The following is a 26266-nucleotide window of genomic DNA, read 5'->3' as shown; positions in this document are numbered from 1 at the left end:
GATCGCCCATGTGAAATGAGGTTCCCATGCCAACCGGCAAGGTCAAGTTCTACGACGACGAGAAGGGTTTCGGCTTCATCAGCTCCGATGACGGCCAGGAAGTCTTCCTGCACGCCTCGGCTCTGCCTGCCGGCACGGTTGTGAAAGCGGGCACCCGCCTGGAGTTCGGCATCGCCGACGGCAAGCGCGGTGCGCAGGCGCTGTCGGTGCGCGTGCTCGACGCTCCGCCCAGCCTGGTGAAGCTCAGCCGCAAGTCGGCCGACGACATGGCGGTCATCGTCGAGGACCTCGTGAAGCTCCTCGACGGCATCGGCGCCAACCTGAAGCGCGGCAAGTACCCCGACAAGGCTCACGGCGCCAAGATCGCCGCTGTGCTGCGGCGGGTCGCGGATGATCTGGATGCCTGACACCGAGCTGCCGTTCGAGTCGGCGGAGTCCGGCGAAATCGAGTCTGCGCCTGCTGAGGGCGTGGAGACTGCCTCTGCGGCCGATGAGCCTGCCGAGGCCGTTGAGCCTGCCGCTCCGCTCGTCGCGGACGAGGTGCTGCTCGACGCCGTCGACCGCGCCCGCACCGCTCTGCTCGAGACCACGCCCGCTTCGACCATCGGTGCGCCGCTCGGCCACCAGGTCGAGGGCGAGCACGTGCTCTCCTTGCTGTTCGCGTGCACGATGCCCGGCTATCCGGGCTGGAACTGGACGGTCACGATCTCGCGCATCGACGACGAGTCGGAGCCGAGCGTGCTCGAGGTCGAGCTGATGCCCGGCGACGGTGCGCTGCTCGCGCCCGACTGGGTGCCGTGGTCCGAGCGTCTCGCCGACTACCAGGCGTCGCAGGAGGCCCTGCACGCTGCCGAAATGGAGAACGACGACGAGACGGATGACGAGGAGTCGGACGACGAGTCGTTCGACGACGAGTCCGACGACCTCGACGACGACAGTGAAGACGACGACGACCTCGACGACGACAGCGATGTGCACGACCTGCACCTCGACGACATCGATGGGATCGACATCGACAGCGCGGATGCCTCGTACGACGAGGAGACGGATGTCGACGCCGACCTCGACCTCCCCGCGGAGGAGGCGGCCGCGCTCGACGACTCGGAGTCGCTCGACTCGGAGTCGGTCGACTCAGCGCCGCTTGACGGTGAGGTAGCCGAGGCCGACGAGCCCGAGAACGAGTCCGATGACGACCGTCCAGAACCACCAGCCGTCTCCGGCAGCGGAGAGCTGGCGGCCAAAGACGAGCACGACGACGAGGGCGACCAGCCACAGTCCTAGCCCGACGAGCACGGCCCGCCGGTCATCCGTCTCGACGGGTACCGGGTCGGGCCGTCGCTCGCTGTCGCGAAGCCAGAGGCGCATGATGGCTCCGGTCAGCCCAGCTGCCCGACCACGTACTCGATCGACGCGATCAGGGCGCGCACGTCATCCGGCTCGATGGCCGTGAACGTCGCGACGCGCAGCTGGTTGCGGCCGAGCTTGCGGTACGGCTCCGTGTCGACGATGCCGTTGGCGCGGAGGGTCTTGGCGATGGCCGCCGCGTCGATCGCGTCGTCGAAGTCGATCGTGACGACGACCTGCGAGCGGTGTTCCGGGTTCGTCACGAACGGCGTTGCGTAGTCCACGCTGTCGGCCCAGGTGTAGAGCGCATTCGACGACTCCGCCGTGCGGCTCGACGCCCAGGCGAGGCCGCCGTTGCCGTTGATCCACTGCACCTGGTTCTCGAGCATGAGCAGCGTCGCGATGGCCGGGGTGTTGAGCGTCTGGTTCAGGCGCGAGTTGTCGACCGCGTTCTTGATGCTGAGGAACTCCGGGATGTAGCGGCCACTCGCGGCGATCCGCTCGACGCGCTCGACGGCGGCGGGGGAGAAGAGGGCGAACCACAGTCCGCCGTCGGAGGCGAAGTTCTTCTGCGGTGCGAAGTAGTAGACGTCGGCCTGGGACGCGTCGATGTCGATGCCTCCGGCCGCGCTGGTGGCATCGACCACGGTGAGCGCTCCGGCGTCGCCGTTCACACGGCGCACGGGCGCCATCACGCCGGTCGACGTCTCGTTGTGCGGCCAGGCGTACACGTCGACGCCGTCGACGACCTCGACCTCGCTGCGCGAACCGCCGGGCGCCTCGATCACGTGCGGGGCGTCGAGCCACGGCGCCTTCGCCGCTGCGGCGAACTTGCCGCCGAACTCGCCGAACACCAGGTTCTCGCTGCGCTTCTCGATCAGACCGAACGCTGCGGCATCCCAGAACGCGGTCGAGCCGCCGTTGCCGAGCGCGACCTCGTAGCCGTCGGGCAGGCGGAACAGCTCGCCCAGGCCCTCGCGGACGCGCCCGACCAGGTTCTTCACCGGAGCCTGGCGGTGGGAGGTGCCGAGGATCTCCGCGCCGGCGCCGGCCAGATACGCGACCTGCTCCTGGCGGACCTTGGAGGGTCCGCATCCGAATCGACCGTCGGCGGGCAGCAGTTCAGTGGGAATCGTCACATCCGGCATAACCAGAGTCTATTGGCTGTTGACAATCACCGAGGGCCGGTGAGCGCTGCGCACCGCGGGCCTGCGCCGTGCTGTCATCGCCAGCAAGTAGGCTCTATCAGACGCATTGCGCACAAGCACGTGGAGGGGTTCATGACCGATCTGATCGACACGACCGAGATGTACCTTCGCACCATTCTGGAGCTGGAGGAGGACAACATCGTCCCCCTGCGTGCGCGCATCTCCGAGCGTCTGGGTCACTCCGGCCCCACGGTGTCGCAGACGGTCGGCCGGATGGAGCGCGACGGTCTCGTCGTCGTCTCCGGCGACCGCCACCTCGAGCTCACCGACGACGGCCGCCGCAAGGCCGTGAACGTCATGCGCAAGCACCGTCTCGCGGAGCGCCTGCTGAGCGACGTGATCGAGCTCGAGTGGGAGTACGTGCACGAAGAGGCCTGCCGCTGGGAGCACGTGATGAGCGAGCAGGTCGAGCGCAAGCTGCTGACCATGCTGGGCCACCCGACGGAGTCGCCGTACGGCAACCCGATCCCCGGGCTCCAGGAGCTGGGCGAGGCCGCCTCCACCCCCAGTACAGAGGGTCTCGTGAACCTCGTCGAGCTGGTCGACGGCCGCGATTCGGTGGCGACTGCCAGGATCCGACGGCTCGGCGAGCCGGCCCAGGTCGACCCCGAGTTACTCCTCCAGCTCAAGCAGGCGGGCGTTTTTCCCGGCTCGACCGGCACTTTCGCTTCCGCTGGCTCGTACGTGATCGTGCAGATCGACGGCTTCGAGAACGGGCTCGAACTGCCCAACGAACTCGCAGCGCACATCTTCGCCGACGCGTAGATTCCGTTACCGAGTTGTTAAAAAAGCCTCAAAAGGATGTGACAAACGGGGGTACCTCCCGTAGTCTCTAACGAGTCCGAAGGGCCAGAAGCCGGCCACTGGACCCGGGTCAAGACGCTCCACCCCCCAATATCCCGTCTCTTGATCCGCGAAGCCGAAGCTATAAGCATCCAGGACGGGGCAGCTACCTAGTGCTGTGGGAGCGCAGGAGGTTTACACCTTGGCCCTATTAGGTACGCCCGGTTCTGAAGAGAGCCCTTCGAACAACCCGAACCCCACCGGACCCACCGATATCGTCTCCCGCCGCTCGCTTCGTGCTGAGCGCGAGAAGCAGGGTGCGTCCGGCGCCGTTGCGACGACCCCCGCCGCGAAGAAGAGCGCGGTCGCCGCTGCCGCTACCCGTCCGGCGACCGGTGCAGTCGCAACCCGCCCGGTGCCCACCAAGAAGAAGGTCAAGGGCGGCGTCATCAACGTCGCCGTCATGACCCTGGCCGCCGGCCTCATCGCGACCATGGCCATCCCCGCCTACGCGTTCAATCCCGCTGGTGCCGACGACGCGCAGTTCAAGACCTCGGCCATCGACGGGATGAAGAAGGCGCAGCCGCAGAGCGTCGCCGTTCCGCAGACCGTCGCCGCAGCCGCCGTCTCGCGTGACGCCCGCAGCGCCACCTCGCAGTCGCAGCTCGACGCCCAGAAGGCAGCGGAAGAGGCGGCCAAGGCCGCCGAGGTCGCCCGCCAGCAGGCCGCCGTCTCGCTCGCCAACTACGCGACCAGCTACTCCGGCCCGTCCGTCTCCGACTTCCTCGCCAACCCGCCGTACCCGAGCTTCAGCCTCCCGCAGGTGTTCTCGGTGGCGCAGCAGTACATCGGCACCCCGTACGTCTTCGGTGGTTCGACGCCTGCCGGCTTCGACTGCTCGGGCTACGTGATGTTCGTCTACGCCCAGTTCGGCATCAACCTGCCGCACTCGGTCTCCGGTCAGGCGGCGATGGGCAAGCGCATCTCGATCGCCGACGCCCAGCCCGGCGACCTGGTCATCATGCCCGGCCACGACGGCTTCTACGCCGGCAACGGCAACATCATGGATGCCCCCGACACCGGCCGCAGCATCTCGATCCGCCCGATCTGGACCAGCGACTACTACATCGTGCGATTGGGCATCTGAGTCAACAGCGAGTGAACTCTGCGCAACACAGCACTGGAACGGCGTGCCACGAATATGTGGTACGCCGTTTCTGCGTTACTCTGATGCCCTGACACCGTGAGAGATCCGGGAGTGCCGATGGTACAGCTGCTCAGCGCCGCCTCCAGGCTCGAGCGCGGCCATTTCGCCCTCCGTCAGCACGACTTCCTGGCCTGCCGCCACCATTGCGTGGCCTGCCGCCACCATGCCGCCGCTTCGCTGGGCGCTGTCCTCACGGACAGTGCCCTTTTTCTTTGGCCCCGTCCGCGGGTGTCCAGCGCACCGTCCCTCCCCGGATTGCTGGAAGGTCTGAGATGAGAACACTGGTCCTCAACGCCGGCTACGAGCCACTCGCCGTGGTGTCCTTCAAACGGGCCCTGGTGCTCGTCATGAATCAGAAGGCCACCGTCGTGGCCATCGACCAGGACCACCCGGTGTGGGGCATCTGCGAAAGCTACGAGAGACCGTCGGTGATCCTCCTGACCCGCTACGTGCGCATCCCGCGCGGCCGTGCTGTTCCTGTCAGCCGCCGCGGCGTGCTGCGACGGGATGCTCACCGCTGCGCCTACTGCGGCAAAACCGCCACCACCATCGACCACGTGCAGCCCCGCTCGCGCGGCGGCGCCGACAGCTGGGAGAACCTCGTCGCCTGCTGCCTGCGCTGCAACAACATCAAGAGCGACCGCACGCCGGGCGAGATGGGCTGGTCGCTGCGGGTCACTCCGCGGGTGCCGCACGACGCGTCGTGGGTCGTGCGCGGCGTCGAGGGCGCTGCCCCCGAATGGCACGACTTCCTGGAGCCGGCGGCGTAGTTCGCGCGGGCTCGCGATTTGGGCCAAACGTCGGTTCCGTCGCGCCCAGACCCGACTTTCGGCCCAAATGTTCCCGGGCGGGCGCTCCCACGAGCGGTGGGCAGCGCGTCATTCGCTAAACTCGACGGGTCAGCCTCTGTAGCTCAATGGAAGAGCTGCTCCGTCCTAAGGAGAAGGTTGGGGGTTCGAGTCCCTCCAGGGGCACTTTGAGGTGCAACAAAAAGTGCTGGTCAGGCCCAAGTTCCGTCGATAAAATATCGTTTGTTATGAACGATCTGCCCACAATTTGCCCACAAAATCGCCCAAAACTCTATGAAACTCTAAGAGCATCAATGAGATGACTGCGGGTCAAGCTGAACCACTTGCCGTTGGATCCAAAGTTCGCCGCCGCTCTCGGAGAGGACTCGCTCGTTGAGTCGCTCGGCGACTGAACCGAGGTCGTCTTCAAAGAGGTCAGCATACGTGTCGAGAGTCATTGCGGCTGACTTGTGTCCGAGCATTCGTTGCAGCGCTTTGACGTTGGCCCCAGCGCTCACAGCGAGGCTGGCGGCAGTGTGCTTGAGATCGTGCGGAGTCAGGTGTTCGAGCTCGGCGTCGCGTAGCGCTGTGAGCCACCACGATTGTCCGTTCTGGGCCGTAGAGGGGCGGGCGAGATATCCGCCTGCACGCGCAGGGAACAGGAGGGCGCTGCGCTTCTTTCCGCTCGCCAGCGCTTTCAGCCGAGGAGCAAGGAAGGCCGGAAAGGGTACTGATCTTGCTTCCCAGCTCTTGGGGGGTCCGACGTGAATTATCCCGTCCACTTCAGTGGCGGTCTGGTGGATAGACAGTCGACCTCGCTCGAGATTAATGTCGCCTACCGTCAATGCGACAGCCTCTCCCCAGCGGATGCCCGTGTAGGCGAGCGTAAGGATGAGGACGCTTCGCATGTCGTCTGGAGCGCGGCCAGCGAAGCGGAAGACTTCCTCGTTGGTCAGATAGCGTCTTCTCTTCTTGGTGGCTTTGCGTGGTAAGTTGCTCGCGCCGCGTGCCGGATTCGAGGGAATCCGCCCGTCTCGAACCGCGACGTCGAGGATGCCGGCGAGGATGCCCAATGCTCGGAGAACGACCCCCGCGGAGCGCGGCTTGCCGCCGTTTCCCGGGCGGACTCGCACGGTGACCGCCTTTCCTAGGCTGACCTCGCGAATCCACTTCTCCACCGCAGATGGGCGAATCGCACCAATCGGTGTGGCTGCCCAACGAGGTTCAACGTAAACTCGCCAGGCGATCCGGATCGGAGAGAAGCTGGACGGCTTGAGGGCTTGCTCCTTGTTGGCGAGCCAGTCTATGGCGAGCTCGCCCACGGTTACCCGAGATTGTGAAGGTTCGAAGTAGGTGCCCCGCATCATGGCCACTTCGACGGTTGCTGCATACTGTTCGGCTTCGCGCTTAGTTCGGAAGCCGCGCTTCTCCCGTTGTTGATGCTCAGGATCGCGCCAGCGCACCCGGTAACGGCGGCCCTTGGCCGACTCATATGCGTCGATGCTTCCCATTTCGCCCTCGATTCGGTCAGCTCCCATCACTATTACATTGCAGACCTCGGACTTCGCGGACCCGCGCACGCGGAACGCCAGGCATCCGGCGTAGTAGTGCGCCGACGTGGCCGTCGCAGACGTGGATGAAGAGCCGACGAAGAACATCCCGCGCGAGAAGCATCGGACGCCGGGGGTTACTACCTGGGCTGGCGTCTGGAGGACGCGTGCCCCGGTGTTGAGCACGTCGGGAAGTCCTGCAATCAGGCGATCAACGAGTACTAATAGACGGTCAAGGAGAACCGCGAGAAGCGGACTGCAGCTGAGGCCCGAACCGCTCCTGCCGAGCCCCCCCATGGTCATGGTCGAACCGGCTGCGGAGAGTGTGGAGACGCATCCGGACAGTTAGCTGGCAGCGACGTCCGAGCGTCACTTGGTGGCGTTCGACGTGGCCGGGAAGGTCTGCTCGTGCGTTACTCGCAGCGCGGCATGGTCGAGAAGCACTTCACGGAGCCGCCCAAGTCTGCCCCGCAGATCATCCTCGCAGCAGCGCTCGGCGCAATCGAGGGCGGCTATGAGTTCGACCGGAAGGTCTGGCAGCATGCCGGGACGCCGGCCTACCTGCTACAGCTGCGGGACTGGGGCTACAAACTCAGCGAGATCGCTTAACCGCTGCTGATGAAGCCACGCGGGTTGAAGGCGACGGTCTAGTCGACGACGTGGTACTTCCCGGTCGCAGGATCGATTCCATCGCCGTTGTCACGGGTGGTCTTGAGGCTTCGAACCTCGTCTCGAAGGAGCTCGAGGACCTTGATGATTCGCTGGGTCTGCTCGTCGCCGACGATGATGCCGGTCGTTCCCTGGCGGCGAGGCAGATTCGCCTTTACCTCACCGATGAGCTCGTCCACGGCGTCCAACTTGTCGGGCTGCGAGTCTGCTGTCATGTCCGCACCCTACCGTGCTCGCACTGCGGGTTGCCCGCCCAGCACGACGTCAGCCCCTCCTCGTGGCGGCACGGCCTTGCGCCCGCCCATGCCCGCCGCGCGGCGGTGCTGGAGTTCCAGCCCCTCGCGCGGTACCCGCTCGGTGGGACGCTCAGCCACTTCACCCTGGGCAACGGCATCCATGTCACGGTCCTCGGCGACGGCTACCCGCACGCCGATGACTACGAGACCCAGCAGCGCAACGACGCCGGCTTCGCCATCGCGGGGACTGAGCAGCGGGCGACGAGCTGGGCGGACGTCTGGCGGATCTTCGGCGAACTCCACCCTGAGTATGCCCAGGCGTGACATAGGTGGCCGCTATCGCTCAGACCATAAACGTGAGCGAACGCATCTACTGCCACAAGTATTCGTACCGAACCCAAAGCGCCGTTCTAACCCGAGTCGGCACAAGCCACACCAGTCGCCGGTTCGGCTTCCCTCGTGATACGAACGTGGAATGAGCTTCGATCCTGAGCGTGTCCTCGCCGACTCCGACCGAGTGCTGAAGGATCCGCATCTGCAGGCGATCGCGGTCGAGTCCCTCGCAGGCCTTCCAGAGTGGACAGACGACATCGCGGAGCGCATTGGCAATCTATACCCGACGGATGGAAGTAGGGTGGCGGGCGATGACCGCATAAAGTGGATCGACCCACCGTCGTCTCAGATCGTGCACCTGCTTCACAGCGCACATGACCATCTCCATATGCTCGCCCAGGGGATGAAGCATGAGGGTCCGCGTCCGCTGGCTGGCTACTCCCTGATCCGGGTGGCGATTGAAGCATCGGCACTCGCCACATGGCTGATGGCCCCCGGCACGATTGACGCCCGCGTGCGGCGCTCGATTCGTCTGACGTGGGACAACCGACTCCGCGTCGCCGTGTACACGAAGAAGTACGACACGCCGACCGATGCCATCACTGATGATCTACGGCGCATTCTGACCGATATCGCCGGGACCAGGCCAGGCGTTAAGAGCCTCGGTCTCGACTCAGAGTTCCCGCGCCTGACCGATGTCATCCGCGCGGCCGACGAGAAGATACCTGCTAACCGAAAGCAGAACCTAACAGGCGTAGATGCCTGGCGAGCCTGCTCTGGTATCGCGCACTCCAACTCCAATTTCGCCGCCGGCGCGATGGACAGGGAAGATGCCCCGGACCACACCCGCGTCACCGTCAACGTCATCACCCTCGCCCTGATGCTCGAGCAAGCAAAGCTGCACCTAGGCCACGCAGTCACCCATGCCGAACTCTGCATGGCCTCCAAGCCTGCCCCACGGGGGCCTACTCCCTCCCCACCCACCACCTCCTAGAAATTCGCCGAATGCAAGTCGCCACGCACGGTGGGTCCGGAGGCTGGAGCCACATACGCCGCCAATCGATACCGTTCGGTGATGTGTTCCGATTTGGGTCGGCAGATGGACCCAAGTTGGCCTCTGCGCGGCTCGTGCGACGATGGCGGCTTCGCAGTATGACGCTTGGTGGGCAGGTGAGGTCACTTGCGTTGTGGCGCCGAGCCTCTAGCCAAAAGCTGGCGAGCGGTGAGGAAGACGGCTCGCCCTACCACGACGACGCCCAGAATCATTATCAGCGGCTTCCACGCCAGATACACGGCAGGCAGTATGCAGGACGCAGGGGAGAGGCAGGGCTGATCGGCTACCCCTCGAAAGATCAAGATCGCAATGACGATTAACGCTGTGCCGGACCACAATCGCACCATCTCGGGGAGAGCGGACCGCTTGGGAGCTGCCCTTGTCGCAGTGGGCTGTCGGGTTGGTCGCCGCTTCTTGAGTGGCGCGGCGCCACGTTGAGGATCGGGACCGGAAATTGCGACGCGAGCGGTGAGCCGTTCGAAACGCTGCATGACGCGTAGAGTGTCGGCCGCCCTGGGGTCAACGTGCCATGTCATGGGTTCCTCTGCAGCCAGCTTGATCAGTTCGATCTTGGTCTGGCTCAGGTGAGCCGGCTGAGCTCTTAACCAGGCAACGAGGTTGCGGGCGTCGACGACAGACACCGTTCGCTTGGGTGCAGCGCGCCCATCTTTGATGGCCCGAGAATTCAGAACTGCGATGACAGGCGTCACAGGCACCGGGAACCCAACTTTCTCCGATAGGCGGCGGCTCACATCGGACGAGTCGCCTTGTGCCGCCTTGAGATGGTGGGTGTTGGCATTGTTCACGCGGAGTACGTAGTCGCCGACCCAGATCGACGCTCCAGCGTGATGCTTTGTGTTGATCGCGAACACACCGCCGGGTCCAATCACCAGATGATCGACATCTTTGGTGTCGGCTCCGATCGGCACCGAATGCCTCACGAACCATTCCGGCCCCAAACCGCCGAGCGTCTCGCCTACTTCGATCTCGCCGAGTGCCCCTTGGTACCAGGACCATGCATCGGGGTGCAGAGATACGCGTTTGTGCGTTCGCAGGGACGGGTCTGCGTCCTCCGCGTCAGCTTGAACTTGCAAGCACTTCAGTGCGACGGCGTACCCGGCCGGCCGGGAAGAGAGCGCGTTGATTCCCGCGAAATCCACCCGGTCCGCGATATCGCGCTGAATGCCGGGGGTGCCATCGTTCATGATGCCCGAGGTTATCCGACAGAGGGGGTGGCGGGCTCGCCCCCGAGAAGGGCACGACGGCCTGATCGTAGGCGAACCGGAAGCTGGGTGTGTGCCATCCTAGCGACATTGCGCTAACGCGGTGAAGAGGCGCGCATTCGTATCGCCGGGCGGCGTCACGCGCGAACGAGGCAGCGAGATCCTGTGTGGAGGGTCTCCGGACAATGCCGATCATCGGCCACTGTCGTAAACGGTGGCTAGGCTCTGAGCATGACGGTCATTGTGACGGAGAACGAATGGTCGCCTGCGCCCGGTTCCCTGCCTGCAGATCCCGAGGTGGGCGTTGTCTACGTCATTCCGACCCGACGGTCCGTGGCCGAGGAAGGTGTGCCGCGTTACACGGACCAGGTTCGGTTCCTGCCGAAGGCAGCTCGCGCAGTGGGCGCGCCGGTCACCTTTTCGATGCCGGAAGGGTCGCGGCGTTACCTGCAGGAGTTCAGCGGCGATCCGGACCAATGGGCTCTCGGCCTCGCTGTGCTGGGGATGGCGAATGAATGGTTGATATTCACGGTTGGACAGTTCATCGACTTGATGCGCGATCGTCAGGGGTGGACAGCTGAACAAGCTCAGCGCCGGCCGTTGAAGGTCTCAGTGGTCGAACTGGACGAGAGCGCTGGCATCTCTCGCACGATCACGGCCGAGGGAGAGGCCGCGGACGTTATCGACGCGCTCCGCGAGCTCCAGTCCGGCTCGTCTAGCGGAGACGCAAAGTCATGAGTGGACCGTTTCGGTTCATGACAGAGGGCAAGGTGATGGAGTGGGGGCCGATCCCACCAGCGGCAGGACCTCACCGTGATCTGTTTCTGGAAACGAACGGTGTCCGAGCTCTCGAGGCTTCACGTACGGCGTATGCGACTGTGATCGACCTTCTCGGTGAGATTGCCGGCGACATCCCCACTATGCACGAGCCGTTGATCGAGTCGAACGACGTGGTGAGGTATCGCGTCCAGGATGAGAAGCGGCGCGAATGGGAGACCTTCCACTCACGGCTCAATGCCGAACTGCTGGATGCAATCGAACGTCACGCTCGTCAGGCGGAAGCTCTAGCTGTTGCGGCGCTCAACTTCCTGGAAGACCATGAACTCGCCGACGAAGCACATCGCGCAATACATCAGACAGGGTTCGTACGTCGAGGTTTGTTTGGATGTCCGATCGTGCTACGAGATGACGACTTCTGGAGCACCTGCCCGGTGAGTATTTCGCACTGCAGAGTGGGGATGTCCGCGGCGTTGATTGGCGACTTCGAATGTTCTATCTGCGGGCGCCTCGTTGAAGACTGCGACCATCAGATGGGCGCCGCATATCCCAAGGTCGCGAGTGTCGACAGTGACGGAACGTGCACCATATGCGGGGCCAGACAATGCGAGCACGCGCCGGGGGCGGAGTACATGTTGATTGCGTCGTCGAACGGGCGGAATCTGGTCATCGATGAAGTGTCGCGGGTCTCGCGGCCGCGATATCCGCAAGCCCGGTTTGTGGCATGGACGATCGATCTTGAAGAGGCCGCCAATGACGAGAATGTCCGTCAGGCCGCACACGATGGAATGCTCCGTTGCGACATCTGTCTCGGCCCCTGCGCGGGCTTGAATGAGATGACCGAAGAGCTCTCCCTCGCGGATCTACCCACAACGATCTAGTTTCAACAGGGACAGGCGCAGCTTATTGACCGAGTCGACCAACATCGACTACGAATTTCACTGGCTTCCGAGGTACTTGCCAGGAATCTCGCGGCGGGCACGCTACTTGTTGCGTAGCTGCTTGTACGCCCAGTCGATTGCGGCGGGCGAGCCTTGCTTCTCCGTTCGTGAGTTGGCCACTCGATATCAAGATCCGGACCTTGCCGGACTTCTTGCATCCCGCCAGGACGACTCGCCATCTGTTGTTGATCTGGAAAGTTGTCTGCGCCGACTGGGCTCGATCATCGGACCGTTCCCCCAGAACCCGCATGGCTCCTTGGAAGCGACCCTGGTCAATGAATGGGGTAAGCCCAGCGACGTACTTTCGATGGCGTACATGGCCCTGGGCCTATCGGGTGGCTCGGACTACGAGGAAGTGGAGAAGATTCTGCTGTGAACAGACAAGTCGCATTCGTTGGTGACGTTCACGGCAACGTGGATGCGCTCCGAAGTTTGTGGGGACAATCCGAGGTGTCCGAGGCGAGCCGAGTGGTCTTTATGGGCGACTACTCAAACAAGGGCCCCGATTCGGCAGCAGTTGTGGCGCAACTCGTCGAGTACTCGGCGAGTCGGCACGCCGTGCTGCGGGGAAATAATGAATTGGCGTTGCTCGATGCCCTTCGTACACGATCGCTCACCGCATTCTTGAAGATGGGCGGCGCTACAGGGTCGCAAAGAAGCATCCGTAACGTTCAGCCAGCTAGGCTCCCGGAATGACTGCCGTCGCAGCGGCCAACGAGGCTGACTTCGAGTCTGAAGAGGTTCGCGCATTCGCCATGCTCCTTGAGAGCTTCAGGAAGGTCGACGAGCTCCGCTCGACTATGAGGAGGTTCAGAGTAAGCCCGTCGTCCGCGCTAGCGGGTGACGATTTCGCAACACCGTACGAAACACTGTCCTCCCAGGTCGAGACCAACCTCCAGGGCGTGTTCGATAACGTCGGGGCGCTATCCGCACTTGTCAACGACGCGTCTATCCTGCCTGCCTTCGCACATTTCGGTCTGCTTAGAAACGCTCTAGAGATGATCGGGACAGGATTCTGGCTTATTGGACCTCCTTCGCGCGACGCTCGCGTTCTTCGATCGCTCCAGACGGCGCTCGAAGGACGACGCGACTCCACGCATGCATCGAAGGAGCTTGCGAGACAGCCCTCGAAGTTCCCCTCTGATGATCCCGTTTTGTTGATGCTCGAACAGCAGCGTGATGCGCGTCCTGGCATCGCCGGTCGAAGTCTCAACCCTCCTTCGATTTCGTCGAGACTAGGCGCCGCACAGGACTTCTGTAGTCGTCAGCCGTACACCATCCTGGCCTTCTGGAGACTCACCAGTGGAGCAATGCATGGGAGGAGATCTGTGCTCAAGGACATACTCGAGCACGAGATTCTCGAATCGAGCGACTTCGAGGTACCCACGTCGATGACCTCTGGGGTAGTCGTGGTGGCCAATGTTCTTCGTCACATCGAGGTCTACCTATTCGAATTGGTCTTCTTGCTTCTTCGAAGAGCGGGTCAAGGCTAGGCGGCCCTGCATTAGGGGCACTGTCGCTAGTATCAGCAGCCAGGTGGAGACTGAGATTCGTGGAAGTTGATGAACCGTCGCCGCGGCCCTTCGGGGTTTCGGCGGAAGAAGCAATTGAACTCTGTCGCGAGTGGATGGTCTACCTCGGCGCGAGGGATACCGTCGCATCGACCGGGCAGGCGAGAAGTCTCTGCGATCTGTTCAGTGCGCGCTACGTGGCGTGGGTAGATAACGGTCGAGGCAACCTCGACGTCGGTCCGATCGAAACCGCAGCAACGCTTGCTGCATCCGACGGACGCAGCCCATTGATATTCCTACAAGGCGGAGTTCGGCCCGTCGCTCAGCAACGGGCCGATGCGCTCGGTGTGGCTTTGCTCAACTATCACGCGCGCGACGGTTCTCTCGCCGGTCGTAGCGAACTAGGGCGCGAAGCAGTGAAGTCGGGCCTTGCTGACGGCTGACTTCGGCCGAAGGTCAACGCGAAAGCGACGACGCTATGTCCTGGTCTATCCCGACCGTCTGCAGCGAATCCGCTCGCGCTGCGCGGATCATCTCCTGACGCGCCGCTGCACGAGACTTTTGGAGCGTCTCCTCGGCCGCCTGTCGCTGCATTGTGGCAGCGAGTTCCGACGAGGCACCCTGGGGCGTGCCGGCAATAACGACGACCTCGTTTTTCGTCCTACCGCGAGTGAGACCTACATAGAGACCTGCCGCATCGACACCCGGGCCGACGACGGATCGGTCCGTAGTTTCTCCCTGAACGCCGTACACGGTCGACGCGTAGCCGAGGTGCAAATGTGAGTTCGCGTATTCTGTCGTGACCCTCCGCAGGTTCGATGAGTCCGAGGTCGAGACTAGGGTCAGGTGCGTCTCGGAGATATTGCGCACGACCCACCCCTGTCGGTTCTCGACTCCTGAGGCGCGGTCGTTTCGTCGTGTCTGAACCACGTCGCCGACGAAAACTCGCTGACCCGATTGACCGGTCGCGGAGCGATCTACCTCCAAGTCGCCGGATGCGATTCTCCGAGCCTGTATTGCGTCGCAAATCGCCTGCGCTTCCGAATGTGTTGCGGTTACAAGCGCAATCGACTCGCCTCGACGAGACGAGCCAAACCATTCATTAACCATCATCTGTTGCGCCTCGACTTCGCTATTGGCTACGCGAACGTGTCCAGCTCGGACCAGTTCTCCAGCGAGGTTCTGAGTCTCAGTAGGACCGTTAGCGAATCGAATTCGTGCGGACATGTGGGCCCACTCAGGATCGCGGAAGCGGTGGATCTCGGTGAGCTCGATCTTCTCGAACGCGGACCGGCGGAAGAGAGCCATTGCGCCGGAGTGCCCAACGGGTAGGGCCTGATAGTCGTCGCCGACAACGGCGACGGTGGCGCCGGTGCGGTGGATGATCTCGATGAGGGCGTTGGCGGCTTCTAAGTCGAGCATGCCGGCCTCGTCGACAACGATCCGATCACCGGGGCGGATCCGGGTTCGTGGGCCCTGATAGTGCTGCCCGGTCGTGGGGTCAGTATCGCCGGGCTGGAGCAGTTTCCACTCCGTGTTGCCAGCGATGCCGGTGCTCCATCGCCAGCCGTAGTCGTGAAGGAGCTGGTGGAGGCTCGACGCGGCTGTGCCGGTTTCGCGCCCGGCGACCGAGGCGGCCTTCTTCGTGGGCGCGACGATGATCATGTTCCGCCCATGACGTCGCAGCGCGGAGACGGCGACCTTGAGCATGGTGGTCTTGCCGGCGCCTGCGGCTCCCGTGATCGCGACGACGGAGGCAGTCCCGGCGATGGCAGATGCGCCGTCAGTTTGATCGTTGTCCAGAACTCGCTCGGGGTCGAGCGCGTGAGCAATCCCGGTGATCTCCTCGACGGGGGCCGCGATGCCGGGCGCGGACAGCGCTTCGATCCGGTTGGCAATCGTGGCCTTCAGCGCTGCAGTAGAGGTGGCCATTCTGGACTTGACGTGTGCTTGAACATCGGGTTCGTCGAGTAATGTCACGGTGAGCGCTCGGGAGGCAGCCATAACCTGCTCGGCTATGGTCGCGAGTTCTGTGCGCTCGGCGATGACGCCGCTCGCAGCGAGAGCGCGGAGTGCGCCGGCGCGGACGTCCATCAGGCTGAACCGGCCGCCGGTGCCGGTTGATCGGGCATCGGCGTCGACGATCGCTTTGGCGGCGAGGAGCTCGATGTCGAGATCTTCGATCGATGCCGAAGATGCGTCGATGGGTGAGCGCTCAAGGCGGAGTGCGGGATCGGCGGCGGCGAGTTCTTCGCGGACTAGCTCGGCCCAGTTGTCTTCGTCAAGGTCACCCGGTTTGTTGGGTCGCCCGGTGGCCCAGGCCCATCGGTCGATCTGGTTGAGCACCTCATGTGAGGGCTCCTGCCCGGGGTGCTGCTGTTTCCACCACGCGGTGCGAATGAGCTTATTTGCCTCTATCTGCGCGGACCGCTTCGATAGCGGTCGCACCAGGTGCTGCAGCTGGGTGATCTCCCCGTCCTCGTTGAGGGTGAAGCCTTTGACGGCGAGAGCACTGATCCAGGCTGGGTCGGTGCGGGAGGCGAGGTCCCCTTCGGCGTTAACCACGTTTTGGAACCGCAACGCGACGCGAGTGTCGACGTTGGACCATTTGCCGTCGGCGCCTTGGACCTTCACGTTGAGCCAGAGGTGGCGGTGCTTGTGAGGGTCCAGTGAGCGGGATCGTTCGTGTCGGAGTTCGACGACTTCGATCCGGGCCAGATCCTCGCGGAAGGCGCCGCCTTGGCCGCGGCGGGCGTTGAGCTCGGACTGCCAGAGCTTGATGATCCGATCGCGGAGGCGGTCTTGGAGGTCTTCGTACGCGGTCGCGAGGTCGGGGTCGAGCATGGCGGCGATCGAGAACGACTTTGGTGCGTTGATCGTCGCATCCAAAATCAGGTCGGCGACCGGCGACTCGAGGTCCCGTCCGCGGCGGTCCCCGGTGAGTGGGTCGAGTCCGTCCACCCAGCCCTTGAGCTGGTCACGGGTGAGCAGGTCGTCGCGGATGGCGCCGTTCTCCACGATGTACCGGGTCATCACGGCGTCGGCGTAGCCAGCGGCGGCGATGACCCCGTCGGCTGTTTTGGCGGTGAGGGCGGCGTCACAGACGCCGCTGAAGGCGTAGTTGACCGCTTGCTTGACCCCGTGGGACTGCTGTCCCCGCTTCCATCTCGCTACTCCGCCTCGCACCCGCACTCGCCTCCCTCGAACCTTGTCCAGAACCTCCCGAAACTGGGCGGCCTTGTCCTTTACTCGAGAACACCCGTCACTTAGTACTTCCGGCTGGCGGGTCGGTTTGGCGCGCAGAAGGCGCGCATCGGACCTTTTCCCGGAAATAGCTCCATCCCGGACTCACGACGTGGCCGGCTGGCGACCCGGCCGACCAGCAGTCTTGGTGTGTTGTCCCCGAAAAGGATTGCCCTCATACCTACACGTTGTGTTCCCGAGGCGGTTCTGACGCGCAAATCCAGAATTGGTCGGAAATCGGCTGCGCCGTGACCAGGGGGTGCGTTTCGCGCGTCAGCGCGGACACGCCAACGACCCGGCCGCGCGGCCGGGTCGGAGCTTGATCGGTTAGACGTGTGCAGTTTGCGGTGCTGGGTCCTCCCGAGCGAGTCGGGTGAGGTTGATGAACGGGACGCACGCCGTCTCCGCGGTGAGCGCGGCTAGCCAGCCGATCGGTGTGTGCGGGTCGGCGGCGATCGCCCACCCGTCCGTCACGTAGTGGCTGAGGGTTTCCACGCACGCCTGCTTTTCCCCTGCGGTCGGGTTCGACGATCCCTCTACTCCCATGAGTCCGCCTTGCAGTTCCGGATCCATGTTGCTGGTGTCGATGATGAATACCCGCATCTCACTCACTCCCAAGGTCGATCGTTTTGAGTGCCTTTCCGGCGGGTGATCGAGAGCGAGTGCGAGGGGCGTAGTGCCGGGACCGTGGAGTACCGGGGGAGCGAAGCGGGGGAGGATACGCCGCGAAAGCCCGGCACGGAGCACCGGGAGGGAGCTACGATCGGGCGACGGAAAGACACCAAAATCAGGCAAGCACAGCGCCGGCGGCGGCTCCGCCAACGGTCAAACCCGAGCTAAATCGGGGCCATTGGACATCGTCGTCCGATAGCCCCTCCACTTAAGTGCCTGCGTGCATTGCCTCTCGATGTCGCTCGCGCAACTCTACGTACCTTGGCCGTTGACTCGGTTCTAGTGGCGTGGGTATCTGTCACCAGGATTCCTTGCTCACGTGGAGGCCTGTTGGCTTCGGTACTTGGGTCAGTCGATATTCCGAACGACCCCGCCTTTAGTATTCCTGCGCCAGATCTACCGGGCCCTCGAGCGTCCTATTGCACCTCTTGCAGGAACTCCGAGCCGCCGGTCCCTGATCCACATCGCGTCGAACTACATCAGGAGCTGGTCGAGCAGCTCCTGAGGCAGGTCATGCGACGCGGACGGATTCGCGCCAAACGTCCGGGCGCGTCCCTCGCCATGAGCCGCATCAGGGCCGCCTAGGGGGGAAACGAGAAGAACTTCCTCGATTGCGAAGTCCTCTGACGCCGAAGCGTGGCGAATATTCCACAGATACTTTGAGGCGTTCACAGTTAGATCGTCGGGGATCATCGTCTTCTTCCGCTTCTTTGCGTCGATGACTTTAAGAACGCTTTCACTATTTGATTCGCGAACGAACAAGATGTCTGGTCGTGAAGTAGCAATCACACCTTCGAGCACCGCCCCAAGCGCTCGGAATCCCTGCTTGCCGCTTGCGCCTGGGATGCTCGGTTGAAGATAGACAGCGATTCTGCGTGACTCCGCCATCCAAATCCAACTGGCAGAATTCACTTCGTGCACGGGTGTGCCGAATCGGTTCGTCAGTCCATCAAGTACTCGTTCCGAAACCCAGGCCTCGTATAGCTCCCACAGTTCCGATAGCGGAGCATGACGATCGCCCGCGCCCGAGTCCTCAAACTCTGTTAGTAGTCGTACGCTCGACGCATACGCGTGCCGCATTCGTGGAGGCCACGTTGATGCCGGGGGATCAGCGCGCGGACTGCGCGGTCGGCTCTTTGCCGCCACTCGTCGAAACAATCCGACCAGCTGTTCTGCCAATAAGGGTGCCTTAGATTGAAACGGCTCAAAAGTTGCAATCTTCTCCGCGACCAAAATACAGATCGCGGACAGGCCCGCAAGTTTTTCATCTGCTTTTTCGCCGCGGCTTCGCGCAACCTTCGCGGGGAGTTTTGGCTTGGTAGACGCGTTAGCAAGTGCTGCCCGTGCTCGTTCCGTCGTGCCGTTCAGGATCCGCCCATTCCCACGTTCCATTGGTCCCCAGGCCGCGACAACCCGGTCGTACTGCGGCCAGTGACCGAGAAGTGCGACCGCGGCGTCGACCGCGCTCGAGAGTTCCGGCCATGAGAACCCCTTGACGGACACTGCCGCGAGATTCGCCCACGCCGCTTCTCCGCTCGTGGGCGGTCGCTTCTTCAGCTCCAGCCGCCCGCGAGCCTCCCACATCTCAGTTATCGCCGATTGGCTGAATGGTTCCGGCGGCGGTACGTCGAGGTACGCCACACCAAAATCTCGGGGGCCCGCCCACGGGATTGCAAGTCGCCCGCAGCACTCGAGCATAGGGTCTGTGCTTTCGATTAGGTCGAAACCGCGGTCTGTGCGCGCTAGCTTCACGCTCGGCGGGACGTCAATCTCGAGGGGCTGACCCGGCACTTCAACTTCGGCGAGAGCGAGATCAGCTCGCAGAAACCTAACGACGGACAGGGTGGAATTGCTCGTTGCCGGGCTATTCAAGACAGACTGGCCCAAAAGTCAGGGGGAACACCGAAGAATCCGTCGCTGCCTTCGGTGAGTCTATTTAGGCGATTCTGCAGGTAGCCGTCCGCGATGGCCGAGTCTCGGATTGCAGGAAGGGCAAGGCGAAATTGCTCAGAAGTCAAACCGGGCAAGACGAAATGCAGAAGAGCATTCTCGGCCGCCGAAGCAGGATCAGTAGAAATACTAAGGTCACTTTCGGACGCTGCCACGGCGAGCGCCGTATACCAAGCCATGTAAAGCAAGCAGCGGTGCAAATCCCTCGGGCTAACAATGTTCGCCGAGCGCCCGGCAGACTCGGCGAGTACAAGCACGTAAGGCTCGATCGCATCGACGAGATCTAGATGATTTCCTTCGGTGAGCCTTGCGGCCCACGCTGCACGCGGATCGGCCAGAAATCCCAAGCCGCCTGGGGCATCGCTAACGAACGTGGTGTTTGTGATTGCATCGGTAGATTGCGCGAGATCGTCAAACGATGGCGGCTCCAGGAGTACAACGCAAGCGCGTCCGGTTACCTTGGGCGCCGGGGCTGCGGCAGAGGAGTCGATGTTGACGGTCCCAAAGAACCGAGGCCAAGGTTGCAATCGCAAGTTCGTTGGTGGCGAGTTAACTTCTGGGATGTCATGCAGTGCCCACTCGAGTTCCTGCCAAGACGTCGCACTCGCGGTCGAAATCAGCGGTCCTGCGTAGGCCTCCATCGCGCTGAGGTTTGCTTCCTCCATCGTCACGACGGGTGATTGGGAACTATTCGTCCCGTGGAGAAGCTCGAGCTTTGCCAGCGCTGGTGTGGAAAGGTATCTGCCGCTGAAATTGCTGTACTGGCCCACCAGGTCCTCGCTCGACACCCAACCGGGGCGTACGTCGACGATGGCCTGACGATCCGCGGGTACGAAGAACGATGAGATCATCCGCGCCGCCGTCGATTTGCCGGTTCCGCTCGGACCCGCAAAGAGTAAAAATTGACTCCCGAGGGCCGACGCCAAGAGGTCGATCTGTGTTGGATCGTCGTACTTTATGCCGGCTACAAGCAAATGCTGTCTGAACGCTTGTGGCAGTCCTGCCAGCTCGTCACTAATCAATCTTTGTCCGTCAGCAAGCTCAATCCAGGCGCTCCTAATAGTCCAACCAACCGGGTGAAGTCGAAAGGTCCAATGCCGTCCGACGCGCACCATGCAACGAGCAGAGACAAGTCCGCGGCAATCGGCCGCTTTCGGCTGCCGCCCTCGGTTGATTTGTCCAGCAAAATCTCCAAGCCTCCGGGAACCAACATACGGGTTTCCTGAGAGGGCGTGGGCGGAATCAGTAGTCTCGGTTTCGTGCGATTCCGGCCACCACCGGCGCCTAGCCCGCCGCACACCTGGCCATTGAGAGCGCACGTGGGGTCACCCGTTCCCACCTTGCGATGAACGCAGTCGATCCTCGATATCATGTATTCCGTTTCGGGATACGACGTTTCGGCCGTTACTTCGCTCGCCGGAAGCCGACAACCCAATCCGTTTTGCTGGTTTAGCGTGTTGCCCGCGTTGTATTCGACGGTGCGGATCGCGTGAACACCATCGTGATGCGACCACAGCCAACTGGCGTCATTGATATCCATTCGAAGCGTGTTTCTGGTCCCTGCGCCGGGGATGCGCTTGTCGCTAACCAGGGTGAGTTCGCTAGCCGATCCATAGAAGGGATCGAGCATCACCCGACAGCCGGGCGTGAGAAGCAAGCTTGCGCTAGACCCTCCGTGTAAAAGGGCGTGAGGCTCCGTGCCAAACAGTTGCTGCATTGCCCATTGGAGCTCACGACGACCGAAGTCGAGTGCCCGGCGAGGAGGCGGTGAATCCCAGGATCTCCAAGCCGTCACCTTATTGGTGCGGACCAGGACCGCCAGAGCAAAAGCAGTTGCGTAGAGTCGGGGCTCGGCCAGCCCGGCTATCCGCTCTTGCGTTCTCTCGATGGCCACACGCAGATCATCAACATCTGCAGAGTAAACGACTGCTGCCATTTTTCGGGCCTACTGCCCACCGTGCGCGACAAGATCCGTTGAGCGTAGCAGCTGGTCAATGCTCAGCTCACCGCGGAGCCATCGTGCGTAGTCGCTGGCGGCTGACGCGAGCGGAACTGACTGGTCCGGATCGTCCCGGGCAAACAACGGTAGATCGCCAATGGCATCCCGTACTGTGACGCGCACATCGCTTTCCACAAGAGGGCCGGGCTGATCGGCCTCAAAGTAGGGCCTGATTAACTGGTGCGTCGGCTCGGGCCATCGAGGGGATCCAGACTTCGAGGCCATCACAATTAAGCGCCGGCGGAGCTGCGGGACGCCGTATGCCTCAGCGTGAATTATGCGAATTTCTGACGTGTAGCCAAGGCCGGCTAAGCGCTCTACGAGTTCATCCAGGAATTGCTTTCCGCGCCAGCGAAGTGCCGGGACGTTTTCGAACAGCACGTTCTCCGGCCCAAGCTCCTCGACTGCTTTCAAGAAGGACAGCACGAGCCGATTGCGGGGGTCGTCCACGCGACAAGGTCCCGCCGTCGAGAAGCCCTGACATGGTGGACCTCCAGCAAGAAGTCCGAGCTCTCTTCCGCCCAGGGCCATTCTTGCGGCATCGAGCATGTTCCGAAACTCAATTGGATCAGAAAGATCAAACTGCTCTGCGCGGTGGTGGGTTGCGGCGTGTGAGCGAAGAGTCTCGAGTGCTCGAGCATCGTTGTCAACGCTAAGCAGGACCTGATGTCCCGCGAGTTCGAGGCCCAAGCCCAGCCCGCCTGCACCAGCGAATAAGTCCACTGCGGTGCCGGGAGCTATCGCAGTTCCCAGGTGGTATGCCAAAAGCGGCGGCACAGCATTCCCGATTTGCATTGCCCGCTGCCTCGTTGTGCCGTGAAACCGTACATGATCCGGGAATGACTGAAGGCGAGCGGCCTCACGAACCGTGATCAAGCGATCCGCTTCGGGGTGGATGAAGCATCCGTTGCCAGGCCGCGTGATGTATGTCGAGATGGTGTACGCGGCCTTCTCCCAGCTCAAGCGACCGTAGTAGGTGCTTCTACTCCCCTCACCCCGAGTTGCACTGGCACGAATCTGTCGGACTCGCGCAGACGGGAAATCAACAGGGAGGTGCTTCCAGTTTCCGCCGGGCGGTACATGGTGGATGACAAGGCGGTCCAAATCACTAAGGGTCCCGCTGACATGATCAAACGTCAATTCTAATCTCCTATGCGATCCGCAGATCGTGATCGGCAAACCCGGTGCGCGCGACCGAGACGGATGTGAGTGCAGCTTCAGGGACAACGTCCAGGCGCGAAGTTCCGAGTTGAGCGAACTGGTGTGCGAGATTTTGGTAGCCGGGTCCAGCGACTAGTAGCCCGCCTGTGAGTTCCCCTAAGTCGGTTGTCAAGTTCGCCGCTGTCGACATCGGCACGATCGTCAGGAAGGTTGGATTCCATCGTCGACGGCCAAGCGCAACGGTGCCGGCTGTGGTCCGTCGGTCAAGTCGTGCTGCCAATACGGAGGTCGTCCACGCTGCGAAGGCAGACGGGTCAGCGGTTCTCACTCTCTCCAGCTCGTTCAGCGATTCAGGGTGGCCCGACAGAGCGACGTGTGCCATTCGATTTTCCTCTCGCACGCGAGAGAGCGTAAGGCTTGCCGCAACCAATCCTTGGTCCATGACGTGCCAACTGCGGGAAAGTCGCTCAGCAGCGACCGCAGTGGTTCCACTTCCGACGAAGGGATCGAGAACTACGTCGCCAGGGTTGGAACTGGCGCTAATTATGCGTTCGAGGAGGTGTACGGGTTTCTGCGTGTCATAGCCCACGCGCTCAGAAGAGTGAGCCGAGAGTGATGGGAGATCTGACCACGTGTCCTGGTGCCTTACTCCAGATCCCTCATTGGCGTATCGCTTCAGGCGGGGCACGCCGGTCTTCGAATGGACGAGCAGGCCAGACGCCTCGAGTTCGCGCATCTTTTCGATCTTCCAGGCCCAGTGGCGACCAGTGGGCGGAAGGACGCCCTTCCACTCATAGTGAGCCCTCGTGCCTGTACGGTCACCGGGGCCCGTACAGGTAATCAGCTGAAATCTTCCGTTTACGTCCTCATGAGTGAAGTGCTTCTCCAGGTAGGTTCGTGAGTAGGGAGCGAAGCCCTGATTCCATGTGAACTTGTTGGACTTTGTGTAGAACAAAATCGTGTCGTGCACGGGGCCGAACCGGCGCGAGCCGCTATGGGCGTGGGTTCGCTGCCACACAATTTCGTTTCGGAAGTTCTGTGCTCCAAATAGGGCATCCATGACCATCCGGAGAAGATGGCTCGCGCTCGGGTCGCAATGCACGTAGATACTGCCGGTCGGGCGCAACACTCGGTGGATCTGAAAGAGTCGCGCCGCCATCTCTAGCGTGTACGCACCGCGACCGCCCCGGCCAACGATCTCGACCATGGCGCGAAGGGTCGAGGCGAACTGACTGGAACCGTCTGCTGTTAGCGATCGAAGGCGACTCTCGTGGGAGGAGTTCCATGCCCAGACGTCGGTGAAAGCCGCTCCTCGGTTGGATCCGCCAAGTCGAGCGTCGTACTCGCGCCCGCTGTTGAACGGAGGGTCCATATAAACGAGGTCGACTGTCGAATCCGGAACGGTGGAGAGTGATTGAAGGTTGTCTCCAATGGTCAGCCTTCGCCTAACTTCCATTTGTATAGTCTCGCATTTCAACTGGGGTCGGGCTTTCATTTCCATGGACTGTCTCACGGAGCTCTTGAGGTCTACAGAACCAAATTTGGCAGGAGGGACTGACATTACGAGTCTGGCGCAGCGTGCTTCGACCAAAGGGACCGCGACTGCGCGCGGCGGAACCGCTGTCGCTAGCTCCCGTCACGGTCGGACTACGTGGGACGTGCAGGTACAAGCAACGCCATGCTTGCGAAGACAGTGATACGGGGCGTGGAGTTTCTTTGCGGGCAACGTGGCCAGACCATTGAGAACCGAAGAGGTAGTGCTGTGAGCCGACGGTAAAAGCGGCTTCCCGGCCGAGGGCTGAACCGATGTCTCGCTCGCCGACTTTGGCCGTAGGCGCTGCCGTCAATGACGCTGGTTGCATCACTGCTGCTCCTTTGTCTTGTCATTCGGATTGGTTGTCCCTTCGGCACGGGACCGATCGGAGAATGGATAGTGCGGCAGCGCCGTGCCCTGGAACACCGGCGAGGAGCGAAGCGGAGTGTGGATATGCCGCGAAGGCGCGCCACGCTCCTCGCGCTCGTTAGAACACGTGAAGAAGCGCCGTGATCTACTTCGGCCGCCTGTGTGAGTTGAGTGTGGGGTCGAGGTATTTCGATGTTCGATGGCAAAACTATCGCTTTGATCGTCGCAAATTCGCGCAATTCGAGGAAGGAGAGCTCGGCAGCGCGCCCGGGAACGCGCCTCAAGGAGTACAGAGTGAGCGCGACGGAATTCCCGCTCTTTCGGCGATGCGTCGGACGCCGATGTCTGAGGAAACTAGTAATCTCGGCTCACCCGAACACATTGAATGAGGAACACCATTGAGTAGACGCCCCTCAACGGTCGCAGCGCTCGCGAAGCGGAGCGGTCTTGAATCCGATGATGTACTCCTTACGCTGTGGGATGCCGGCCTTGAGTACCCATCTGGTCCGAACTCCGAAATACGCGCACGAGATCTTTCGAAGGCGGAAACGGCGCTTACACTCGCCGCACCTAAGGAGAAGCTCAAGCTCGAATACTGGATGCAGCTTTCCGGGCTGAACCGTGAGGAGCTGGCTGGCAGGTTGCTGGCCGAAGGGGTGTCGATCAGTCCAGGCGCTCGTCGCGTTCCAAAGGGAACCCTTCGGAAATTTGAACGAGTCGTAGCGACACCTGGCCGCCCCGCGACCTCGCTGTTGGTACCGAAAGGCGACTCGGCCTCGACTACCCCACCGCCGGCGACATTCGTTTGGCGTGAAATCGGTCATCGAAAGTCGCTCAGATACCTGACCGCTGAGCAAATTGCGCAAATTCACTACGCGATCGCCGATGATTTCTTCGATTCGCCGGATCCAATTGCCCCGGCCGGGATACGGTTTCCCGACCTGCTGGAGAGTGCAGCCATCCGCCCGCAGATCGCCTTAGGCGAGATAAAGAAGTATCCGACGGTTGAGCTGTCGGGCGCGGCCCTCATGCACTCGCTCATACACAATCACCCGTTTTATAACGGGAACAAGCGAACCGCTCTGGTCGCCATATTGTCCGCACTCGATATGAACGGATACACCCTGACCTGCGACCAAAAGGACCTATTCAGATGGACCGTGCGAGTTGCCCAACACAAACTGGCGCCCGCAAATGTGATGGGCGACCGTAGCGACATTGAGGTGTTTGAGATGGCGCAATGGATACGTGAACGCGCTCGTCCGATTGACAAGGGTGAGCGAGTTATCACCTGGCCCGCCCTGAAACGTCGTCTCATCGCACTCGGCTGTGATATTCAACCCACACCAAGCCGAGGTGGCCGCATGCAGGTCAGCCGCCAGGTCACCGTTCAAGAAAAGAAATTCCTGGGGACGCGGACGTCGTTGCAAGAAAGGAAGTACTCGCTGGCGTATGGCGGAGACGGCAGGCAAATCGGAAAAGGGTCGCTAAAGGAACTGCGACAGATCCTCGAGCTGTCCGAAGAACACGGGTACGACTCCAACGCGTTTTATGGGTCTGAGTTCGACCAGGTCGACGAATTCATCCGCGTCTATCGCAAGACTCTCGCGCGACTCGCAAAGCTTTGACATCCTCGGGCCATCACATTCGCCTATCTTGAATCGCCGTACGCCTTTCTTGAATCGCCGTACGACGGTACGCGTGGACGAGTGGC

At 62.2% G+C, this 26266-nt stretch carries 26 protein-coding genes, 1 tRNA gene and 1 pseudogene; 16 read left to right on the top strand and 12 right to left on the bottom strand.

Translation table 11 applies throughout. From position 1 onward, the window contains the following. The first annotated feature begins 26 nt into the window (after nucleotides 1–26). Both PKE84_RS01695 and PKE84_RS01690 read left to right on the top strand, forming a co-directional pair. Nucleotides 27–407 carry a cold-shock protein gene (locus PKE84_RS01695; protein WP_271175461.1) on the top strand — a complete coding sequence of 127 codons (381 nt, stop codon included), beginning with the start codon at nucleotides 27–29 and terminating at the stop codon, nucleotides 405–407. Continuing rightward, nucleotides 391–873, top strand: a pseudogene (locus tag PKE84_RS01690) (DUF3027 domain-containing protein); the annotation flags it as partial. The gene PKE84_RS01695 and the pseudogene PKE84_RS01690, both read left to right, overlap by 17 nt. 258 nt (nucleotides 874–1131) lie before the next feature. Here PKE84_RS01690 and PKE84_RS01685 read toward each other — a convergent pair. After that, nucleotides 1132–1365, bottom strand: coding sequence for a DUF2530 domain-containing protein (locus tag PKE84_RS01685; protein ID WP_271175460.1), 234 nt, complete (start codon nucleotides 1363–1365; stop codon nucleotides 1132–1134). A gap of 11 nt (nucleotides 1366–1376) precedes the next feature. Continuing rightward, entirely contained in the window at nucleotides 1377–2492 is a 1116-nt protein-coding gene (serC, locus tag PKE84_RS01680; RefSeq protein ID WP_271175459.1) for a phosphoserine transaminase, read from the bottom strand. A gap of 132 nt (nucleotides 2493–2624) precedes the next feature. On the opposite strand from serC, the gene PKE84_RS01675 reads away from it, so the two are divergent. The 4 genes from PKE84_RS01675 to PKE84_RS01660 all read left to right on the top strand — a co-directional run bounded on the left by PKE84_RS01675 (nucleotide 2625) and on the right by PKE84_RS01660 (nucleotide 5516). Next, complete coding sequence (locus tag PKE84_RS01675) at nucleotides 2625–3317, top strand: iron-dependent transcriptional repressor DtxR (protein ID WP_271175458.1); 693 nt, start codon at nucleotides 2625–2627, stop codon at nucleotides 3315–3317. Between the two features lie 220 nt (nucleotides 3318–3537). Further along, nucleotides 3538–4482: a C40 family peptidase gene (locus PKE84_RS01670; protein ID WP_271175457.1), complete on the top strand. Its 945-nt coding sequence runs from the start codon at nucleotides 3538–3540 to the stop codon at nucleotides 4480–4482. A 332-nt stretch (nucleotides 4483–4814) separates the two neighbouring features. Next, the gene (locus PKE84_RS01665; RefSeq protein ID WP_271175456.1) at nucleotides 4815–5312 is read left to right on the top strand and encodes an HNH endonuclease; all 498 of its coding nucleotides are present in this window, start codon (nucleotides 4815–4817) and stop codon (nucleotides 5310–5312) included. A gap of 132 nt (nucleotides 5313–5444) precedes the next feature. Next, nucleotides 5445–5516, top strand: a tRNA-Arg gene (locus tag PKE84_RS01660). Nucleotides 5517–5641: 125 nt separating this feature from the next. Here PKE84_RS01660 and PKE84_RS01655 read toward each other — a convergent pair. Continuing rightward, entirely contained in the window at nucleotides 5642–6841 is a 1200-nt protein-coding gene (locus PKE84_RS01655) for a site-specific integrase (RefSeq protein WP_271175455.1), read from the bottom strand. Between the two features lie 447 nt (nucleotides 6842–7288). Between PKE84_RS01655 and PKE84_RS01650 the strand changes: the two genes are divergently transcribed. Next, a complete protein-coding gene (locus PKE84_RS01650) occupies nucleotides 7289–7489 on the top strand; it encodes a hypothetical protein (protein ID WP_271175454.1) in 201 nt (66 codons plus the stop codon). Nucleotides 7490–7527: 38 nt separating this feature from the next. On the opposite strand, the gene PKE84_RS01645 is transcribed toward PKE84_RS01650, so the two are convergent. Continuing rightward, the gene (locus tag PKE84_RS01645; RefSeq protein WP_271175453.1) at nucleotides 7528–7764 is read right to left on the bottom strand and encodes a hypothetical protein; all 237 of its coding nucleotides are present in this window, start codon (nucleotides 7762–7764) and stop codon (nucleotides 7528–7530) included. A 30-nt stretch (nucleotides 7765–7794) separates the two neighbouring features. Between PKE84_RS01645 and PKE84_RS01640 the strand changes: the two genes are divergently transcribed. Both PKE84_RS01640 and PKE84_RS01635 read left to right on the top strand, forming a co-directional pair. After that, complete coding sequence (locus PKE84_RS01640) at nucleotides 7795–8109, top strand: hypothetical protein (protein ID WP_271175452.1); 315 nt, start codon at nucleotides 7795–7797, stop codon at nucleotides 8107–8109. A 151-nt stretch (nucleotides 8110–8260) separates the two neighbouring features. Next, nucleotides 8261–9112 carry a hypothetical protein gene (locus PKE84_RS01635; protein ID WP_271175451.1) on the top strand — a complete coding sequence of 284 codons (852 nt, stop codon included), beginning with the start codon at nucleotides 8261–8263 and terminating at the stop codon, nucleotides 9110–9112. A gap of 182 nt (nucleotides 9113–9294) precedes the next feature. On the opposite strand, the gene PKE84_RS01630 is transcribed toward PKE84_RS01635, so the two are convergent. Further along, on the bottom strand, nucleotides 9295–10377 hold the full coding sequence (locus tag PKE84_RS01630) for a nuclease-related domain-containing protein (RefSeq protein WP_271175450.1): 1083 nt from the start codon (nucleotides 10375–10377) through the stop codon (nucleotides 9295–9297). Between the two features lie 249 nt (nucleotides 10378–10626). Between PKE84_RS01630 and PKE84_RS01625 the strand changes: the two genes are divergently transcribed. The 6 genes from PKE84_RS01625 (at nucleotide 10627) to PKE84_RS01605 (ending at nucleotide 14067) form a co-directional block, all read left to right on the top strand. Then, nucleotides 10627–11133: a hypothetical protein gene (locus PKE84_RS01625; RefSeq protein WP_271175449.1), complete on the top strand. Its 507-nt coding sequence runs from the start codon at nucleotides 10627–10629 to the stop codon at nucleotides 11131–11133. Nucleotides 11134–11150: 17 nt separating this feature from the next. Beyond that, nucleotides 11151–12053, top strand: coding sequence for a hypothetical protein (locus tag PKE84_RS01620; RefSeq protein WP_271175448.1), 903 nt, complete (start codon nucleotides 11151–11153; stop codon nucleotides 12051–12053). A gap of 121 nt (nucleotides 12054–12174) precedes the next feature. Continuing rightward, nucleotides 12175–12489 carry a hypothetical protein gene (locus tag PKE84_RS01615; protein WP_271175447.1) on the top strand — a complete coding sequence of 105 codons (315 nt, stop codon included), beginning with the start codon at nucleotides 12175–12177 and terminating at the stop codon, nucleotides 12487–12489. Beyond that, nucleotides 12486–12809, top strand: a complete 324-nt coding sequence (locus PKE84_RS19550) for a metallophosphoesterase (protein WP_373877100.1) — start codon at nucleotides 12486–12488, stop codon at nucleotides 12807–12809. Before PKE84_RS01615 ends, PKE84_RS19550 begins: the two co-directional genes overlap by 4 nt. Next, nucleotides 12806–13606 carry a hypothetical protein gene (locus tag PKE84_RS01610; protein ID WP_271175446.1) on the top strand — a complete coding sequence of 267 codons (801 nt, stop codon included), beginning with the start codon at nucleotides 12806–12808 and terminating at the stop codon, nucleotides 13604–13606. The genes PKE84_RS19550 and PKE84_RS01610 overlap by 4 nt, the downstream gene beginning before the upstream one ends. Nucleotides 13607–13665: 59 nt before the next feature. Beyond that, a complete protein-coding gene (locus tag PKE84_RS01605; protein ID WP_271175445.1) occupies nucleotides 13666–14067 on the top strand; it encodes a hypothetical protein in 402 nt (133 codons plus the stop codon). Between the two features lie 13 nt (nucleotides 14068–14080). On the opposite strand, the gene PKE84_RS01600 is transcribed toward PKE84_RS01605, so the two are convergent. The 7 genes from PKE84_RS01600 to PKE84_RS01575 all read right to left on the bottom strand — a co-directional run bounded on the left by PKE84_RS01600 (nucleotide 14081) and on the right by PKE84_RS01575 (nucleotide 24105). Then, the gene (locus tag PKE84_RS01600; protein WP_271175444.1) at nucleotides 14081–16810 is read right to left on the bottom strand and encodes an AAA family ATPase; all 2730 of its coding nucleotides are present in this window, start codon (nucleotides 16808–16810) and stop codon (nucleotides 14081–14083) included. A 384-nt stretch (nucleotides 16811–17194) separates the two neighbouring features. After that, nucleotides 17195–17362: a hypothetical protein gene (locus tag PKE84_RS01595; RefSeq protein ID WP_271175443.1), complete on the bottom strand. Its 168-nt coding sequence runs from the start codon at nucleotides 17360–17362 to the stop codon at nucleotides 17195–17197. Between the two features lie 651 nt (nucleotides 17363–18013). Next, the gene (locus PKE84_RS01590) at nucleotides 18014–19180 is read right to left on the bottom strand and encodes a hypothetical protein (protein WP_271175442.1); all 1167 of its coding nucleotides are present in this window, start codon (nucleotides 19178–19180) and stop codon (nucleotides 18014–18016) included. A gap of 227 nt (nucleotides 19181–19407) precedes the next feature. Next, complete coding sequence (locus PKE84_RS01585; RefSeq protein WP_271175441.1) at nucleotides 19408–20511, bottom strand: ATP-binding protein; 1104 nt, start codon at nucleotides 20509–20511, stop codon at nucleotides 19408–19410. Further along, complete coding sequence (locus tag PKE84_RS01580; RefSeq protein WP_271175440.1) at nucleotides 20508–21425, bottom strand: hypothetical protein; 918 nt, start codon at nucleotides 21423–21425, stop codon at nucleotides 20508–20510. The genes PKE84_RS01585 and PKE84_RS01580 overlap by 4 nt, the downstream gene beginning before the upstream one ends. Before the next feature lie 9 nt (nucleotides 21426–21434). Next, on the bottom strand, nucleotides 21435–22451 hold the full coding sequence (locus PKE84_RS19545; RefSeq protein WP_373877099.1) for a DNA cytosine methyltransferase: 1017 nt from the start codon (nucleotides 22449–22451) through the stop codon (nucleotides 21435–21437). 187 nt (nucleotides 22452–22638) lie between these two features. Continuing rightward, nucleotides 22639–24105, bottom strand: coding sequence for a site-specific DNA-methyltransferase (locus tag PKE84_RS01575; RefSeq protein WP_271175439.1), 1467 nt, complete (start codon nucleotides 24103–24105; stop codon nucleotides 22639–22641). A gap of 845 nt (nucleotides 24106–24950) precedes the next feature. Between PKE84_RS01575 and PKE84_RS01570 the strand changes: the two genes are divergently transcribed. Further along, the gene (locus PKE84_RS01570; protein ID WP_271175438.1) at nucleotides 24951–26180 is read left to right on the top strand and encodes a type II toxin-antitoxin system death-on-curing family toxin; all 1230 of its coding nucleotides are present in this window, start codon (nucleotides 24951–24953) and stop codon (nucleotides 26178–26180) included. Nucleotides 26181–26266: the final 86 nt, after the last annotated feature.

The sequence above is a fragment of the Leifsonia poae genome (genome assembly GCF_027921845.1).
Taxonomy (GTDB): Bacteria; Actinomycetota; Actinomycetes; order Actinomycetales; family Microbacteriaceae; genus Leifsonia; species Leifsonia poae.
Note: the sequence above shows the minus strand (reverse complement) of the source record. Positions and strands in the feature narration are given on the sequence as shown.